Here is an 18,056-nt window from a genome sequence, read left to right on the forward strand (position 1 = left end):
CATCTCGATGAGCACGCTTCCCGTCCACGCGCCAGTTTTGGCGCACACCGCCCGTGATGTGCAGGCGCGCTTCTTCGTTCGCCATCTGTGGATGCCGCTGGCGGCTGTGCTGTTGGTCAGCGCGTTGTTGATGGGCGCGGGCGGCGACCAATGGATTGCCGATGCGCTGTATCGACTGGAAGGCGGCCACTGGCTGCTCAAGGACCACTGGGTTACCAGTGGCGTGATTCATCGCATCGGCAGAGGGTTGAGTACCTCTGCGGGTGTCAGCGTCGTGATTCTGGCGGTGGCTGCCTGGTGCAGGCCGCGTTTGCGCGTGCTGCGTTGGCCGCTCACCTATCTGGCCGCATCGATCGCGTTGTCGACCTCGCTGGTGTCGTTGCTCAAGTCGTGGACCGCAATGGATTGCCCGTGGGATCTGAGCCGATATGGCGGCACGCAGGCGATGATCGGCTTGTTCGAATCGCGCCAGGGCATTGCCGCGTCCGGTTGTTTTCCGGCGGGCCATGCCAGTGCCGGGTATGCGTGGGTCGCACTGTATTTCTGTGCGTTGTCGCTGCGTCCTGCGTGGCGCTTCCCAGGTTTGTTTATAGGGTTGGCGGCAGGTCTCATTTTCGGCGTTGCGCAGCAACTGCGCGGCGCGCATTTCCTCTCGCACGATGTATGGTCGCTGGCAGTGTGCTGGCTGACAGCATTGGGGTTGTACTGCGTGATGCTGGCTCGGCCACATCGCACGTCTGATTCGATGTTGCCATCGGGGGATGCAGCATGAGCACCTGGTTACCGGAACCGCGCGGGCGCACCAGCACGCGCGCGCTGACATGGAGTACCCGGCCGATCGTGTCGACCGAAGCGCTGGTGTTGCTGTCGAGCGTGTTTTTCGCGTTGGTCTGCAATCAGCTGTTCTGGCGCACAGCAATGGCTACGCACCCGGGAAGTATCGGGTTTGCCATTTCGTTGATGGCGCTGCTGGTCGCCGTGCACGCGCTGTTGTTGGGTCTGCTGGTGTGGCGCTGGAACGCCAAACCGCTGTTGACCCTGCTGCTGTTCACCACTGCGCTGGCTGCGCACTACATGGACAGCTACAACGTCTATCTGGATGCGGACATGCTGCGCAACGTGCTGCATACCGACCACAAGGAATCGCGCGAGCTGCTCACGCCGGGGCTGATTTTTCCGCTGGTGTGCTACTTCCTGATTCCCACCGTGCTGCTGTGGCGTACGCGCTTGCGTGCACGCAGCACGGGCAAGACGTTGCTGGTGCGGGTGGGATTCTTGCTGGCGGTGGCGGTGGTGGGTGCCGCCGGCACCATGCTGTCGTCGCAGGATATTTCGGCGTTGATGCGCAATCACCGCGAAGTGCGTTACCTGGCCACGCCGATCAACTACATCGTCGCACTGCGCCAGAACCTCAAGTCCGATTCGCCGATCAAGCATGCGCCCAAGCAGCCGATCGAACACGATGCGATCGCCACGCCGCGTGCTGCTGGCAGCCGCCCGCGTCTGTTGCTGCTGGTGCTGGGCGAAACCGCACGTGCGCAGAATTGGGGCCTCAGCGGCTATGCGCGGCAGACCACGCCGGAGCTGGCGCAGGCGGGCGTGATCAATTTCCCGGACATGCATTCGTGCGGCACCAGCACCGAAGTGTCGGTGCCCTGCATGTTCTCGCCGTTCGGCCGCCGCGATTACAACGAAGACATGATCCGCGGCCACCAGTCGTTCCTGCACGTGCTTGAACACGCCGGCATCTCCACGCTGTGGCGCGACAATCAGTCCGGCTGCAAGGGCGTGTGCGAGGGGCTGGAGATCCAGAAGCTGGACGACGCCACCACGCCGGAGCTGTGCGCCGACGGCCGTTGCATGGACGAAATCCTGTTGCGCGATCTGGCGGCGCAAGTGCGTGCCAAGCCCGGCGACCGCGTGGTGGTGCTGCATCAACTCGGCAGCCACGGGCCCAGCTATTTCGAACGCTACCCGGCGCAGTTCGAGCGCTTCAAGCCGGTGTGCAAGACCGCCGACCTGGGCAGCTGCAGCCGCCAGAGCATCGTCAACGCCTACGACAACTCCATCGGCTATACCGATCATTTCCTCAATCAGGCCATCCATGCATTGCGTGGCTTGTCCGACTACGACACCGCGATGATCTATCTCTCCGATCACGGTGAATCGCTGGGCGAGAAGGGCCTGTATCTGCATGGCGTGCCGTATGCCATCGCACCGAAGGAGCAGACCCACGTGCCGATGGTGATGTGGTTCTCGCCGGAGTTTGCGCGCGACCGTGGTCTGGATGAGGCCTGCCTGCGCCATCGCGCCGGGCAATACACCGATCAGGACGCGCTGTTCCCCTCGGTGCTGGGCCTGATGCAGGTCAAGACCAGCGTGTATGCACGCGAACGCGACGTGTTTGCGCAGTGCACGGGGAAAGGCTGAGCGTTCGGCACCGCCAACAGCGGGATCGATTGCCGCTGCGTGGCATCCGCACCGGCACTGCTTGCCCATGAAGGACCGCTTGCCCTGAAGCCTCGCGCGCTCTAGCCTTCGCCGGACTTCACTGCAAGGACCACCCGTGAATCCTCGTCTGCTGTTGCTGGCATTGGCTGTGGCCGCCGGCACGTTATCGCTGTCGGCCTGCCGCAAGGACGCCCCGCCGCCAGCCAAACCGGCCGCGACCAACACCGCGCCTGCCGAAAGCGCCGACCAGTTCGTTGCGCGCATCAGCGCCGAGTACAAGGCCGCCTACCCGGAAGTCACTGCCGCGCAGTGGCTGTCGTCGACCTACATCAACGGCGACTCGCAGCTGCTGGCCGCCAAGGCCAACGAGCGTTCGCTGGCGCAGCTGGATCGCTGGATCGAGCAATCCAAGCAGTACGTCGGCACACCGATGTCGGCAGACAGCGCACGCGCACTGCAGCTGCTCAAACTGATGAGCGCCCTACCCGCACCGCGCGACCCGGCCAAACTGGCTGAGCTCACCCGCATCGCCGCCAAGATGGAAGGCGACTACGGCGCCGGGAGTTACTGCGTGGGCGATGGCGAACAACGCCGCTGCCGCCAGCTCGGTGAGCTGGAACAAGTGCTGGCCAGCAGCCGCGACTACACCGAACAACTCGATGCCTGGCAGGGCTGGCATAGCACCGCCCAGCCGATGCGCAAGGACTACCAGCGCTTTGTCGAGCTGGCCAACGAAGGCGCGCGCGGCAACGGCTTTGCCGATGTCGGGGTGATGTGGCGCAGCGGCTACGACATGCCGCCGGCGCAGTTGGCCAGCGAGACCGACCGATTGTGGGAGCAAGTCAAACCGCTGTATGCGCAGCTGCAGTGCTACGCGCGCGGCAAGCTCGATACGCAGTACGGCAAGGACAAGGGCGAAGTGGCCGGCGGCCTGTTGCCGGCGCATTTGATGGGCAATATGTGGCAGCAGGACTGGAGCAATCTGTGGGATCTGCTGCAGCCCTACCCCGGCGCCGGCGATCTGGACATTACCTCCGCGCTGGAAAAACAGTACCAGGGCAATCTGAGCGCGGTACTGGCGCGTAACACCGGCGGCGACGGCGGGACGGCGGCACGCTTCAATGCCGAGCGCGAGGCGCAACTGCGCACCGCCAAACAGATGACCGAGCGCGCGCAGGATTTCTACACCTCGCTGGGCATGCCCAAGCTTCCCGAGGCCTATTGGCAACGCTCGCAGTTCATCAAGCCGCTGGACCGCGATGTGGTCTGTCATGCCAGCGCGTGGGACATGAACATGGGCGGCGAGCCGACCCAGAACATCGGCGCCGATGTGCGTACCAAGATGTGCATCAAGCCCACCGAAGAAGACTTCACCACCATTTATCACGAGCTCGGCCACATCTATTACGACCTGGCCTACAACCCGCTGCCACCGCTGTTTCAGAACGGCGCCAACGACGGCTTCCACGAAGCGATCGGCGACACCATCGTGCTGGCGATGACGCCGAAGTACCTGCAGTCGATCGGCATGGTCGGCGAACAGCAGGCCGGGCGCGAAGCGTTGATCAACTCGCAGATGCGCATGGCCTTGAGCAAGGTCGCCTTCCTGCCGTTCGGCTTGATGATCGACCGCTGGCGCTGGGGCGTGTTCGATGGCTCGATTCCGCCGGAGCGCTACAACCAGGCCTGGTGGGAACTCAAAGCCAAGTACCAGGGCGTGGCGCCGGTGACCGCACGCGGCGAAGACTTCTTCGATGCCGGCGCCAAATATCACGTGCCGGGCAATACGCCGTACACGCGCTATTTTCTGGCGCATATCCTGCAGTTTCAGTTCTACAAGGGCCTGTGCGATGCGGCCGGGCATCAAGGTCCGCTGTATGAGTGCAGCTTCTACGGCAACAAGGATGCAGGGCAGAAATTCTGGTCGATGTTGCAACGTGGATCGAGCCAGCCCTGGCAGACCACGCTGAAGGAGCTCACCGGCAGCGAGAAACTCGACGCCGGCCCGATGCTGGACTACTTCGCACCGATGAGCGAATGGCTCAAGCAGCAGAATCAGGGCCAATTGTGCGGCTGGCAGGCAACCGCGCCTGCTGCCGCGAGCAACGCGCCTGCGCCTGCCGCATTGCGCTGACGCGCCGCTTTGCCTGCGGCATGCGGCGGCCATCACCCAGGCCGCCGCATAACATTCCTTTGATAAACGCCTAAAACGCTGCCGATATACTGCGCGCCCGCTGCACAGGCGCAGCATGCAGGAAGCATCCCAATGAGCAACGCCTCCACCGGCCCGGACGCGCGCGATGTGGACCGCAACAAGCAGGTCATCGACGACGCGAACGATCGCGCATTCAACCCGACCTATAGCAGCTCCAACAGCGAATACGCGGCGAAAGTTGGGAGCAGCACCGTCTCGGTCAACCCGGCAGAACAGTCGGCCAAGTATGCGCAGACCAGCGAGCAGAACAGCGGCAACCCGACGCAGCCGTTAGGCCAGACCAGCCTGCGTGGCGGCGGCTCGCTGAGCGCAGGAAGTCTCAGCGATGCCGACGCAAAGACCACCACTTTCAGCCTGGAAGCCGACGCGCAGACCGGCCAGCAGCAACGTCTGCAATCCACGCTCGGCGACAGCAAGCTGAGCATCGAGGCCGGCGCCAGTGCCGGGCAGCGCATGCGCTACGCACTGACGCTGCCCGGTGTGGACCAGCCGCTGGAGGCCGCCAGACAGGTGAATCCGCTGCAGCCGGAGAGCCTTCCGATCGGCGCGCGCGCGGTGATGGACACCCAAACCTTTGTGCAAAGCGAATCTTCGGCGAGTCTGCGAGGGCTCACCACGCAGAGCAAGATCACCGAAGCCAGCGGCCGCAGCTACATGATCGAACGCGTCGACGAGCGTCACGTGCGTGTGGTGACCGGACCGAACGCGGCCATCGAGGCGGTGAATGCACTTGGCGTCAAAGCCGGACCGGCGCAAGCCCTGATCGGGCGCGCCGACTCCCTGGGCCAGTCGCAAGTGAACAGCGCGCAGTTCGATCTGGCCGATCCGCGTGCGCGCGCGGCCATGGGCGAGTTCGTACGCGAAGGCAAGCTTGCACCGGGCGTGCCCGGCGTCGATGAGATGCAGACGCTGGAGCGCATCAATTTCAGTTCGCAGCAGCGTCTGCAGCTGGAACTGGGCCCGCTCAGCGCCGATGTTGCCGGCAACCGCAACCAAGGCAGCCAGGTGCGCATCAGCACACCGGGCCAGGACGGCTACACCGTGGTGCAACAGTTGCAATACGGCGACAACGTGCCGCTGACGATCGTGCGCCACTACGACGGCAACGCTACAGAACGCGTGGAGCAGCGCAGCTACCGTTTCGAGATCGATGGCGATGTGGCGGCGCCGGGCTTGTTGCAGCGCCTGGGCGGGCGCAACGAGGCCAGTGAGGAAAAGGCGATCGCGCAGGCGCTTAACAGCGCGTTGAGCGGCGAGATGACAGGCACCGGCGCGATCGCGCCAGGGCAGAAGACCACGCTGGAATTCAGCGAGGCGCAGATGCAGGCGCTGCTGGAACAGACGCGCACCAGCGCCGACGCCAGCAAGATCGGCGGCAGCGCGCTGACCTCACTGGTCGGCGACAGCAACGCCCCGGCGCAGTCGCCCGAGCAGTTTGCGATCGCGATGGCCCGCAATGTGGGTGGATCGCCTTATGGGTTCGCCGAGCGGCTGCAGCGTATCGCCGACGGCGCCGACGGGAAATACGACGGCCAGCTGCAGCGTGTGGATGCCACCGTGCTGCCGCGACCGGCGGACGTCGCCCAGGTGCTGCCGGATCCGCGCGATCCAGCGCATGCGGATCATGCCTTGCTGCAGCAATGCACGGCGGCAGTGGAGCGCTTGCAGGCGACACCCGGCCCCGCGGCCGGCATGGACAGCGAACGCCTGGCCATGGGGTCTGTGGTGGCCGCACGCGAGAATGGCTTGCAGCGGGTCGATCACGTGGTGCTCGGCAACGATCCGGCGCGTGGCTTCGTGGTGCAGGGAGCACTCGACTCGCCAGCGCATCTACGGGGCAGCTTCGATGCCAAGGCCGCGCAGGAAGAGCCCGTGGCCACCAGTCTGCAGCGCCTGCAGGCGCTGGAACCCGGCACGGAGCGCGATGCTGCTGCGCAGGCGCAGGTGTTGCAGCAGGAGACGCAGCGGCAGGCACAGGCGCGCTGAGGCAGTGCGCTGGTCGGTCGCACGTGATTGCGCAGGTCGACAGACTTCGATCACGCGCGACCAGCCGCCGTGTCGGCGTAGCGTGCTGGATCGGGAGTTAACGCCGGCTCGCGCGCACCTGATGCTGCGCGCCACGTGATGGGCCATCTGTGGCGCCAATGATCGCACTCCAGCGTTTTCGATGGATCGCGATCTGCGCCAGTGCGAGCGGATGCATCGCGGCGGCTGCGGCGCTGCTGCTGTTCCTGCGGCACCTGGTGATCGCGTTTTGCTGGAATGCGCCTGGGCTGACCGCCTCGGCCATCAGCACTTACTTGCATCGTTCTTTTGCCTGCATCGCGCGTTGGCGCCTGACCACTGACACCGCACTGTTGGTGATGACGATGGTGACCGTGCTGCTCGCCTGCGGTTGGATGCTTTGCCGCCTACTGCGGCGCGGCGCCCAAGAGCAGGTAACAAAATGACTCCATAGCCGCCAAGCGCGCGCGGCCGGTGCTCGGTGCGGGATGTACCACGCGTACACGCCGGTTCTGAGAGCGCCGTCCACGCTCACCTGACACTGCTCGCCACGTTCTGTTAGCCACTCTAAGCAGCAGACAAGCGATGGAGGTGACGCTCGCGCCCGTGCAGTGGACACCACAGGCGAGTGATCCGTTCGCAACTCCACGCGCCAGCGAAGGCGCCCAGCGAAGGTACTTCAGTTGAGCTTCGCGCCACCCTGCAAGCGCTCGCTCAACCGGGCCTTGAACTGCTCGAATTCCATACCATCGGCCTGGGCCTCGGCATGCGCGGCATCTTTCAGCGCGTCCGAGTAGGTCAGGCGCACGGGGGTGCCCTGGCGTTCGTGCAGTTCGGCGGCGCGCATGATCAGCGTCAACACCTGCGCGGCGCTGGTGCTTTCGCCAGCGATGCGGCCGTCCATGCCCAGCACCCATTCGCCGTCGCGGCGGACGATGCCGGCCAGCAGCGTGCGTTGCTGGTCGCGCAGTTCGGCATGCGCTTCGATCGGCGATTCGGCCGTGGCCTTGGCGGCGGCCTGGTTGCGCTGGCGCTCGGTTGCACGCTTGCGGGCATCGCGGCGCAACTTGGAATCGGTGGACATGCAGGCTCCTGTAGGGTCAAAGATGGTTGGCCGGCTCCAGAGGCACTGCCTCGGTGGCCTGGCGGTGCCGCAGACGGCGGCCGCTGCGGCGCTCCCAGCGCCAGAATAGCCAGCCCAGCAGGAAAAAACCGGTCATGCCGATCGCCAGATGCCGCGGGTGTTCACTGAGCAGCGGCGACAGCACGCCGGCCACCACCGTGTTGGTCATGAGCTGGGTGAAAGCCTGCAGCGACGACGCCAGGCCGCGCTGCTGCGGGTACATGTCCAGCACCGCCAGCGCCAGGATCGGGAAGATCAACGCCATGCCGACACCGGCCAGAAAGATCGGCAGCACCGCCCATGGCAGCGCGATCTGCGCCACCGACAAGGTATAGCCCAGGTTGGCGAGCGCGGCCACGCCGCAGCAGATGAAGCCGATGCGGATCTGCCGCACCGGGTTCATCCGGCCGGCCATGCGCCCGGACAAAAACGAGCCCAGCGTCATGCCGCCGATGGTGGGAATGAATAACCAGGCAAAGTCGCCTTCGCCCAGATGCAGGTGCTGCATGATCAGCACCGGCGCCGAAGCGATGTACAAAAAAATGCCGGCGAAGTTGAACGCGCCGGCCGCCGCCAGGCGCTGGAAGCGCGGGTTGAAGCCGATCCGCACGTAGTCGTGCAGCAAGCGCTTGAGCTGCAGCGGCGTGCGCGCTTCCACCGGGTGGGTTTCCGGCAGCCAGAGCATGGTCGCGATCAGCAGCACCAGCCCGAACACCATCAGAAACCAGAAGATCAGCGGCCAGCCGGCGCCGCTGAGCAGGATCCAGCCGCCGATGATCGGCGCGATGGCCGGCGCGATGCCGAAGATCATCGAGACCTGGCTCATCAGCCGTTGCGCGTCCGGGCCATGGAACAGGTCGCGGATCACCGCACGGCCGACGATCATGCCCACGCCGGCCGACAGGCCCTGCAACGCGCGGAAGGCCAGCAGCGTGGGCAGATCCTGCGACAGCGCGCAGCCGATCGAGCCGGCGATGAATAGCACCAGCCCGCCCAGGATCACCCGCTTGCGGCCCCAGGCGTCTGAGAGCGGCCCATGCGCGATGCTCATCACCCCGTAAGCCAGCAGGTAGACGCTGATGGTCTGCTGGATCGCCACCTGGTCCACCGCCAGGCTGCGGCTGAGCCGCGAGAACGCCGGGAAGATGGTGTCGATGGAGAACGGGCCGAACATCGCCAGCCCGGCGAGCAGCAGCGCCATGCGACGGGTGGAGGGCGTGGTGGGGGTCATGCAGGAATCCGAAACGTGGTGCATCGGGGGACGCACGCCGGCATCCGCGAGTTGCGGCGCCGGGATGAGCACAAGGGAGAAGATGATAGGCGCTCGCCGTTGCAAGGTTAAGCAGACGCAAGTGCGGCAGCCAAGGTGCGATCGGCCCGGCGGGTGCGCCAGGTGGCGTAGCCCCACGCTATAATCGGCCCGGCAACACGGTGGGAGAAGCGGCACTGCCGCTGCCGAAGGCGCAACAGCCCGTAATCGCTCAGGCCCGATACCATCCGCAGTACAACTCTGGAGAGACCGGCCGATGCCGGCGCCGAAGGGGCACGGAACGCAGGCAGGCCAATGGCCAGGCCGCGTTTTTAAACTCTCAGGCAAAAGGACAGAGGGGCGCGAGGAAGACCGTCTCTGCGGCGGGTCGTGGTGCGCTGTGCGCGCCGGGCCGGCTGGGAGACGTGTCGACCATTCGTCTGCCCCCTGACCCGGATGCCCGCCATGTCCCAGACCTCGTCTTCCCTGCGCGACCTCGAACACCACAGCGCGTTCGTCGAACGCCACATCGGCCCCAATGACGCAGAAATCGCGCAGATGCTGGACGTGGTCGGCCACGCCTCGCTGGATGCGCTGACCGACGCCATCGTGCCGGGCAACATCAAGTCGCCGGCTGCGCTGGCGCTGCCCGAGTCGATCACCGAAGAAGAAGCGCTGGCCAAGATCCGCGCCATCGCCAGCAAGAATCAGGTGCAGCGCACCTTTATCGGCCAGGGCTATTACGGCACCCACACACCCAAGGTCATTCTGCGCAACATCCTGGAAAACCCGGCGTGGTACACCGCGTATACGCCGTACCAGGCAGAGATTTCGCAGGGCCGCATGGAAGCGTTGATCAACTTCCAGACCCTGTGCGCGGATCTGACCGGCATGCAGATCGCCAACGCCTCGCTGCTGGACGAAGCCACCGCTGCGGCCGAAGCGATGACGCTGGCCAAGCGTTCGGCCAAATCCAAATCCGACATCTTTTTCGTACACGACGCGGTGCATCCGCAGACGCTGGAACTGTTGCGCACGCGCGCCGAGCCGCTGGGCATCGTGTTGCGCGTCGGCACCCCGGACGAAGCCTTGCAGGCCGAGTGCTTCGGCGTGCTGCTGCAGTATCCGGACAGCTTCGGCCGGCTTCACTTCGACACCATCGGCGGCCACGCCGCGCTGGCCGATGCGGTGCATGCGCAGGGCGGGCTGGTGGCGGTGGCCACCGATCTGCTCGCCCTGACCCTGATCGCCGCGCCCGGCGAATGGGGCGCGGACATCGTGGTCGGCAATTCGCAGCGTTTTGGCGTGCCGTTCGGATTTGGCGGCCCGCATGCGGCCTTCATGGCCTGCCGCGACGCGTACAAGCGCTCGATGCCGGGCCGCTTGATCGGCGTATCGATCGATGCCGCCGGCAACCCCGCATATCGCTTGACCCTGCAGACGCGCGAACAGCACATCCGCCGCGAAAAGGCCACTTCCAACATCTGCACCGCGCAGGTGCTGCTGGCGGTGATGGCCTCGATGTACGCCGTCTACCACGGCCCCGATGGCCTGACCCGCATTGCCCGTCGCACCCATCGCCTGGCCGCGATCCTGGCTGCCGCGCTGCGTAGCGCTGGCGTGAGCGTCGGCGAGCATTTCTTCGACACGCTGCACGTCAAGGCGATCGATGCCGATGCCATCCATGCACGTGCGCGTGCGGCCGGCATCAACCTGCGTGCCATCGACAGCGAAACGGTGGGCATCAGCCTGGACGAAACCAGCACGCGCGCCGATGTGGTGGCGCTGGCGCAGTTGTTCGGTGCCCAGGCGGACATCGATGCACTGGACGCAGCCACCGCCGATGCGTTGCCGCAAGGCCTGCTGCGCACCAGCCCGTTCATGACACACCCGGTATTCAATACTCACCACAGCGAACACGAACTGCTGCGTTACATGCGCTCGCTGGCCGACAAGGATCTGGCGATGGATCGCACCATGATCCCGCTGGGTAGCTGCACCATGAAGCTCAACGCCACCGCCGAAATGATCCCGGTGACCTGGCCGGAATTCGGCGCGATCCATCCGCTGGCGCCGGCAGAACAATCGGCCGGCTATGCGCAGCTGATCGAGGAACTTGAAGCGATGCTGGTCGAGTGCACTGGCTACGACGCGGTGAGCCTGCAGCCCAACTCCGGCGCGCAGGGCGAATACGCCGGCCTGCTGGCGATCCGCGCCTATCACCGTTCGCGTGGCGAGGCGCATCGCGACATCTGCCTGATTCCCGAATCGGCGCATGGCACCAACCCGGCCTCCGCACAGATGTGCGGCATGACGGTGGTGGTCACCAAGTGCGATGCCAACGGCAATGTCGATGTCGAAGACATCCGCGCCAAGGCGGAGAAGTATTCCGATCGTCTGGCCGCGCTGATGATCACCTACCCGTCCACACATGGCGTGTTCGAAGAAGACGTGGTGGCGATCTGCGAAGCGGTGCATGCGCATGGCGGCCAGGTCTACACCGACGGCGCCAACATGAATGCCCTGGTCGGCGTGGCCAAGCCCGGCAAGTGGGGCTCGGATGTGTCGCACCTCAACCTGCACAAGACCTTCTGCATCCCGCACGGCGGCGGCGGCCCGGGCGTGGGCCCGTGTGCGGTCAAATCGCATCTGGCGCCGTTTTTGCCGCGCACGCTGGGCGGCGAAGGCGATGTGGGCATGGTCAGCGCGGCCAGCTATGGCTCGGCTTCGATCCTGCCGATCAGCTGGATGTACGTGACCATGATGGGCAGTGGCGGCTTGCGCAAGGCCACGCAGGTGGCATTGCTCAACGCCAACTACATCGCCAAGCGGCTGGCACCGCATTACAAGACGCTGTACACAGGCCGTAATGGCCTGGTGGCGCACGAGTGCATCCTGGATGTGCGGCCGCTGGAAAAGACCAGCGGCATCGGCGCCGAAGACATCGCCAAGCGTTTGATCGACTTCGGCTTCCACGCGCCGACGCTGAGCTTCCCGGTCGCCGGCACCTTGATGGTGGAGCCGACCGAAAGCGAATCGCAGCACGAACTGGACCGTTTCATCGACGCGATGATCCAGATCCGCGAAGAGATCAGCGCCATCGAAGACGGCCGCCTGGACCGCGACGACAACCCGCTCAAGCACGCCCCGCACACCGCCACGCAGGTGTCGGCCAGCGAGTGGACCCATGCCTACCCGCGCGAGCTGGCCGCCTTCCCGCTGCCGAGCCTCAAGCAGCAGAAGTACTGGCCGCCGGTGGCGCGCGTGGACAACGTCTATGGCGACAAGAACGTGATGTGCGCCTGCATCCCGGTGGATGCGTACAAGGAAGACGCCGAGGTCTGAGTGGCATGACAGACGCGGTAACCATCACACCCGGCTGGTGAAACAGCCGGTTTTTTTTTTGCGTCATGCGATGCGAGCCAGATGCGCGAGAGGGGCAACATTCATGGCGACTGCACGCCGGTTGCAGCACGACCAATGACCGCGCGGTCTCCACATGCTGACAGCGACACGCTCGCTACCAGAGCCGCTGCTGGAGCTACCGCCCTGTATTGCAACTGCACTTGGAAAGAGTGTGCGTCTGCATTGTTTTGCTTAAGAGCCATCGCCGATCGCAGCTACCAACGGATGCCACGCGCGCACTGCGCGCGCGTTTGCCTCGCCTACACATGCGCTGGGCATGATGGCGAACGCCCTCCCCTTATGGCAGAACCTTGCGCATGCTTGCACTGAAACATCTTGGCACCTTGCTGTTGGCAGCCACCCTGCTACTCGGCTGCGCGCCACGTCGCCCCGGCGAGGTACCGGCGCTGGTGCATGCGCCCGATGCGCGTGCCGAGCTGGTACAGACCGATGCGGGCGTGGTGCGCGGTGTGGCCAGCGCACACGGCAAGGCGTTTTTGGGCGTGCCGTTCGCCGCGCCGCCGGTAGGCGCGTTGCGCTTCCGTGCACCGCAACCGGCAGCGGCCTGGAAGGATGTTCGCGATGCCACGCAGGTCGGGCCCGCCTGCCTGCCGCGGTATCGCTTCGGGCAAAAGCAGGTCTCCGAAGACTGCCTTACGCTGAACATCTACGCACCGCCCGGGCCTGCGCCGACACACCCGCGCGCGGTCATGGTGTGGATCTACGGTGGAGCATTGGAGCTGGGCAGCAATACCGACTACGACCTGAGTGCATTGGCAGCGCGGCAGAATGTCATCGTGGTGGCACCCAACTATCGGCTGGGGGTCTTCGGATTCTTCGCGCACCCGAGTCTGCGTGGCGAAGGCGAAGGCGCGTATGCGCTACTCGATCAACAGGCCGCGTTGCGCTGGGTGCAACGCAATATCGCTGCATTCGGCGGCGATGCGCATAACCTCACCGTGTTCGGTGAATCCGCCGGCGCGTGGAGCATCTGTTACCAGCTCGCGTCGCCAGGCGCGCGTGGCCTGTTTCAGCGCGCGATTCTGCAGAGCGGTAGCTGTCTTGCATCCGATTCGAGCGTGACGCGTGCCGAGGCCGAGCGCGGCGGTACGCGCATGGCACAGACGCTTGGCTGCGAGCGGGCAAGCGATGTGGCCGCGTGTCTGCGCGACCTTCCTGCCGAGGCGTTGGCCGATGCAACACCGCAGCGCCGCGGCTTGACCGGCAGCGATGCGTGGGCGCCGATGGCCGGCGGCGATGTACTGCCGGTAATGCCCGCCGAAGCGATTGCCAACGCGCAGCATGCGCAAGTCCCGGTCCTGATCGGCAACAACCGCGATGAGGGACGCCTGTTCGCCCAACTGCTGTCCTACATCGGCAAGCTCACGCTGCGCAGCGGTTATGAAGCGCGCATCCAGCGCATGTATGCGGCGCCAGCACCGATCATGGCGCACTACGCGGATGTCGCGACGCAGTCGCGCTGGGAAGCCTTTGCCGACATCGTCACCGACGGCGGCTTCGCCTGCCCCACGCGCCGGCTTGGGCAAGCCTTGCGCACGCATGCCGCGGTGTATGCGTATGAGTTCGACGATCCGCAGGCGCCATACGGCCTGTGGCGCTTGCCGTTTTCGCGTCCATTGGGCGCGTTTCACGCCTCCGAACTGGTGTATCTGTTTCAACGCGCCTGGGTGCTCAGTGGCGACCCGCAGTTCAATGCCGCGCAACAGGCGTTTTCCGACACTTTGCAGGACTATTGGGGCGCGTTTGCCCGTACTGGCGACCCCAATGGTGGCGGGCGACCGCCGTGGCCGCGCTTCGATGGCGACACACCGTTGACGGTGTCGCCACACAGGATCGGCGCTACGCCCGACTTCGTACAGCGGCACCGCTGCGCGTTCTGGGATGCACAGGCGCAGGCCGCTGCAGCTCCACTGCCTGCGCGTTTGCAACAGCATCAGCAGGACCTCACACGCGATGATCAACGATGAGCGTGTCCTAGACGAGGCCGCAGCTGCATCCAGACACGCCGATGACGCAGATGCCGCTGGCCCCACGTGCCGGCCTTCGCTCAGTTACATGCAATCACCGTTACGGGAGTGCTCCATGTCCACATCCACGTCATCCCCCTGCCCTGAGGTGCTGCTGCGCACTGGGCGCCGCGTCGCAGCGCTTGGCCTGGGTTCCTGGAACCTGGGCCAGGGCCGGCATCCGCCGCAGCAGGAGATCGAAGCACTGCAGACCGGCCAGCAGCTGGGCATGCGGCTGATCGACACCGCCGAGATGTACGGCAACGGCCGTTCCGAGCAGTTGATCGGCCAGGCCATCGACAGCGCACAATCGCCGTATCTGGTGTCGAAGGTGTTGCCGAGCAATGCAAGCGCACGTGGCATCGCACGCGCCTGCGAAGCCAGCCTGCAGCGGCTTGGCGTGCGCACCCTGGATCTGTATCTGCTGCACTGGCGCGGCGGGAGCGATCTTGCCGAAGTGGTCGCTGCGTTCGAAGCTTTGCGCGACGCCGGCAAGATTCGCGATTGGGGCGTGTCGAATTTCGATGTGGACGACATGCAGGATCTGTGGCTTATCGATGGCGGGCAGCGCTGCCTGGTCAATCAAGTGCTGTATCACGCCGGCAGCCGCGGGATCGAATTCGATCTACTGCCGTGGTGCGCCGAGCATGAGGTCACGGTGATGGCGTACTCGCCACTGGGTAGCCGCGCATTGCTCGATCACCCCGTATTGCATGCCATCGGTGCACGACGTGGCGTGGCCGCCACCGCGGTGGCATTGGCGTGGGCGATCCGCAGCGGCCAGGTCATCGCCATTCCCGAATCGGGTACGCCTGCGCACGTGAGCGCGAACGCCGCGGCGTGCACTTTGCAACTGGACGCGCAGGATCTTGCAACGCTGGATAGCGCGTTCCCGCCGCCCATGCGCAAACAGCCGCTGGATCTGCTGTAGTTCCGACACCACACGCAAGCACATGCATACCGCGCATGCGGCGGCGTTCGCATCATGCGTGTGGTTGAGTTGGCATTGCAGAGCGCGCGGTAGCGCACGCTTTGCGTTGCGCGACGTGTGTGTGTGTGAGTGTTCGTTCGCATGTAGACACACTCGTTTAACAGCGCCACTCCCAGGCTCGGCTGGATCGCTAGCATCCCAGCCCGCCAACGTGGAGTCCCCCATGGCCAAGTCCCCAAGTAAAGCCGCACAGGTTTCTTCTGTCGGCAGTTCCGCCAGCGCGCAGGAACTGCGCGGCACTGGTGACGAACTGCATCAGAAAGCCGGCGGCTCGCATCCGCAATTGACCACCAACCAGGGCATCCCGGTTGGCGACAACCAGAACTCGCTACGCGCCACGCCGCGCGGGCCGACGTTGCTGGAAGACTTCATCCTGCGCGAGAAGATCACCCACTTCGATCACGAGCGCATCCCCGAGCGCATCGTGCATGCACGCGGCAGCGCCGCGCATGGCTATTTCGAGTTGACCAAATCGCTGAGTCAATACACCACAGCCAAGATCTTCACCGAAGTGGGCGAAAAGACGCCGTTGTTTACGCGCTTTTCTACCGTTGCAGGCGGTGCCGGCTCGGTGGACACGCCGCGCGATGTGCGCGGGTTTGCGGTGAAGTTCTACACCAAGGAAGGCAATTGGGATCTGGTGGGCAACAACATCCCGGTGTTCTTCATCCAGGACGCGATGAAGTTCCCGGACCTGATCCATGCGGTGAAGATGGAGCCGGACCGCGGCTTTCCGCAGGCTGCCAGCGCGCATGACACGTTCTGGGATTTCATTTCGCTCACCCCCGAATCGATGCACATGATCATGTGGGCGATGAGCGACCGCACCATCCCACGCTCGCTGCGCATGATCGAAGGCTTCGGCATTCACAGCTTCCGCTTCCTCAACGCGGCCGGCGACAGCACCTTCGTCAAATTTCATTGGCGCCCGAAGCTGGGCCTGCAATCGACCATCTGGGACGAGGCCGTGAAGCTGGCCGGTGCCGACCCGGATTTCCAGCGCCGCGATCTGTTCGAGTCGATTCAAAACGGCGACTTCCCCGAGTGGGAGCTTGGCGTGCAGCTGTTTACCGAAGCGGAGGCCGAGGCGTTTCCGTTCGACCATCTGGATTCGACCAAGGTCATTCCGGAAGAACTGGTGCCGCTGCAGATCGTCGGCCGCATGGTGCTGGACCGCTGGCCGGACAATTTCTTTGCCGAAACCGAACAGGTGGCGTACTGCCCGGCCAACATCGTTCCGGGCATCGATTTCAGCAACGACCCGTTGCTGCAAGGCCGGCTGTTCTCGTATCTGGATACGCAGTTGAGCCGCCTGGGCGGGCCGAATTTCCATCAGATCCCGATCAACGCACCCAAGTGTCCGTTCGCCAACAATCAGCGCGATGGGCATATGCAGATGGGCGTGCCGAAGGGCCGCGTCGCCTACGAACCCAGCTCGCTGCAGGCCGATGCGCCGCGCGAAGCGCTGCGTGGATTCCCCAGCCATGCAACGCCTGCCGAAGATGGCGCAAAGGGCCGCGTGCGCGCAGAGAGTTTTGCCGATCATTACAGTCAGGCACGCTTGTTCTACCGCAGCCAGAGCGCACCGGAACAGGCGCATCTGGCATCGGCGCTGGTGTTTGAACTATCCAAGGTCGACACCGCGCACGTGCGCGAGGCCATCGTGGGTCATCTGCGTCATGTCGATCCGGCACTGGCGCAGCGCGTGGCTGACGGCATGGGCATGAGCAAACTGCCGCCCGCACCTCCGGCAGCGGTTGCGCCCACCGACATGCCGTTGTCGCCTGCGCTGCAATTGATCGGCAAGATGAAGGACACCTTGCAGGGCCGCACGGTGGGCATTCTGATCCATGACGGCTCGGATGCCGCAGCGATCAAGGCCGTGCGCAAGGCCGCTGAAGCAGCCGGCGCCACAGTAAAAATCGTCGCGCCCAAACGCGGTGGCGCCAAGCTCAGCGATGGCAAGCAGTTGGCTGCGGATGGCCAGCTGGCCGGCACGCCGTCGATCGTGTTCGATGCCGTGGCAGTGCTGCTGTCGTCGGAAGCTGCGAAGTTGCTGACCAACGAATCGGCGGCATTGGACTTCGTCAGCAACGCCTGGGCGCATCTGAAGGCGATTGCCTTCGACGACGGCGCGCAACTGCTGCTCAAGGCCGGCAATGTCGGCAAGGATGCAGGCATTGTCCCCGCAGCCGATACCAAGGCCTTCATCACCGCAGCAAAGACCCGCCAGTGGGCGCGCGAGCCGAAGGTGCGCATGTTGGCGTAAGCGGATTCGCACAGCCTGCGCAGGCTTGGGCGCGAGCGACGTTTACGTCGTTTCGCGCCCAAGTCGCGTATGCACACAGCAATTTTTCCCCAGCAGTAGACCAAGGTCTCCGACAGGGCAGCCAGCTTTTGATTCAGCCACTCACCAACGTGCTGGCGCAGTGCCCTCGTCGCTTGCAGGTCTTGCCGCCAAGGAGCCTGCAGGAACGGATTCATGGCATGTCCCGCAAGCGGCGAGAGCACCGTGCGCTCGACTCACTGAGAGCTTTGGCTTAGGTAGCTGATCGCGCCCAAGCGCTGCATGGTTTGAAGTCTCGATTGCT

At 64.7% G+C, this 18,056-nt stretch carries 11 protein-coding genes, 1 other RNA gene and 1 riboswitch; of the genes, 10 read left to right on the top strand and 2 right to left on the bottom strand.

The window, feature by feature from the left end; genetic code table 11:
- Positions 1-7: 7 nt before the first annotated feature.
- From ABQZ00_RS14270 to ABQZ00_RS14295, 6 genes are all read left to right on the top strand, one after another.
- The gene (locus ABQZ00_RS14270) at positions 8-772 is read left to right on the top strand and encodes a phosphatase PAP2 family protein (protein WP_323537998.1); all 765 of its coding nucleotides are present in this window, start codon (positions 8-10) and stop codon (positions 770-772) included.
- On the top strand, positions 769-2,430 hold the full coding sequence (locus ABQZ00_RS14275) for a phosphoethanolamine transferase (protein ID WP_323537997.1): 1,662 nt from the start codon (positions 769-771) through the stop codon (positions 2,428-2,430). The genes ABQZ00_RS14270 and ABQZ00_RS14275 overlap by 4 nt, the downstream gene beginning before the upstream one ends.
- A 136-nt stretch (positions 2,431-2,566) precedes the next feature.
- Positions 2,567-4,585, top strand: coding sequence for a M2 family metallopeptidase (locus ABQZ00_RS14280; RefSeq protein ID WP_323537996.1), 2,019 nt, complete (start codon positions 2,567-2,569; stop codon positions 4,583-4,585).
- Positions 4,586-4,717: 132 nt separating this feature from the next.
- Entirely contained in the window at positions 4,718-6,652 is a 1,935-nt protein-coding gene (locus ABQZ00_RS14285; protein ID WP_323537995.1) for an XVIPCD domain-containing protein, read from the top strand.
- 158 nt (positions 6,653-6,810) lie between these two features.
- Complete coding sequence (locus ABQZ00_RS14290; RefSeq protein WP_323537994.1) at positions 6,811-7,116, top strand: hypothetical protein; 306 nt, start codon at positions 6,811-6,813, stop codon at positions 7,114-7,116.
- Between the two features lie 42 nt (positions 7,117-7,158).
- Positions 7,159-7,234, top strand: a non-coding RNA gene (locus ABQZ00_RS14295) — sX9 sRNA.
- A gap of 115 nt (positions 7,235-7,349) precedes the next feature.
- Here the strand turns inward: ABQZ00_RS14295 and ABQZ00_RS14300 are convergent.
- Both ABQZ00_RS14300 and ABQZ00_RS14305 read right to left on the bottom strand, forming a co-directional pair.
- The gene (locus tag ABQZ00_RS14300) at positions 7,350-7,754 is read right to left on the bottom strand and encodes a hypothetical protein (RefSeq protein WP_055845632.1); all 405 of its coding nucleotides are present in this window, start codon (positions 7,752-7,754) and stop codon (positions 7,350-7,352) included.
- A 16-nt stretch (positions 7,755-7,770) separates the two neighbouring features.
- A complete protein-coding gene (locus tag ABQZ00_RS14305) occupies positions 7,771-9,024 on the bottom strand; it encodes a multidrug effflux MFS transporter (RefSeq protein ID WP_115553252.1) in 1,254 nt (417 codons plus the stop codon).
- Between the two features lie 269 nt (positions 9,025-9,293).
- Positions 9,294-9,408, top strand: a riboswitch (glycine riboswitch).
- A gap of 90 nt (positions 9,409-9,498) precedes the next feature.
- Here ABQZ00_RS14305 and gcvP point away from each other — a divergent pair.
- From gcvP to ABQZ00_RS14325, 4 genes are all read left to right on the top strand, one after another.
- Complete coding sequence (gene gcvP / locus ABQZ00_RS14310) at positions 9,499-12,387, top strand: aminomethyl-transferring glycine dehydrogenase (RefSeq protein ID WP_323537993.1); 2,889 nt, start codon at positions 9,499-9,501, stop codon at positions 12,385-12,387.
- A gap of 377 nt (positions 12,388-12,764) precedes the next feature.
- A complete protein-coding gene (locus ABQZ00_RS14315) occupies positions 12,765-14,435 on the top strand; it encodes a carboxylesterase/lipase family protein (protein ID WP_323537992.1) in 1,671 nt (556 codons plus the stop codon).
- A 115-nt stretch (positions 14,436-14,550) separates the two neighbouring features.
- Positions 14,551-15,405 carry an aldo/keto reductase gene (locus ABQZ00_RS14320; protein ID WP_323537991.1) on the top strand — a complete coding sequence of 285 codons (855 nt, stop codon included), beginning with the start codon at positions 14,551-14,553 and terminating at the stop codon, positions 15,403-15,405.
- A gap of 223 nt (positions 15,406-15,628) precedes the next feature.
- The gene (locus tag ABQZ00_RS14325; protein WP_323537990.1) at positions 15,629-17,734 is read left to right on the top strand and encodes a catalase; all 2,106 of its coding nucleotides are present in this window, start codon (positions 15,629-15,631) and stop codon (positions 17,732-17,734) included.
- The last annotated feature ends 322 nt before the right edge of the window (positions 17,735-18,056 follow it).

Source organism: Xanthomonas sp. WHRI 10204, assembly GCF_040202875.1.
Taxonomy (GTDB): Bacteria; Pseudomonadota; Gammaproteobacteria; order Xanthomonadales; family Xanthomonadaceae; genus Xanthomonas.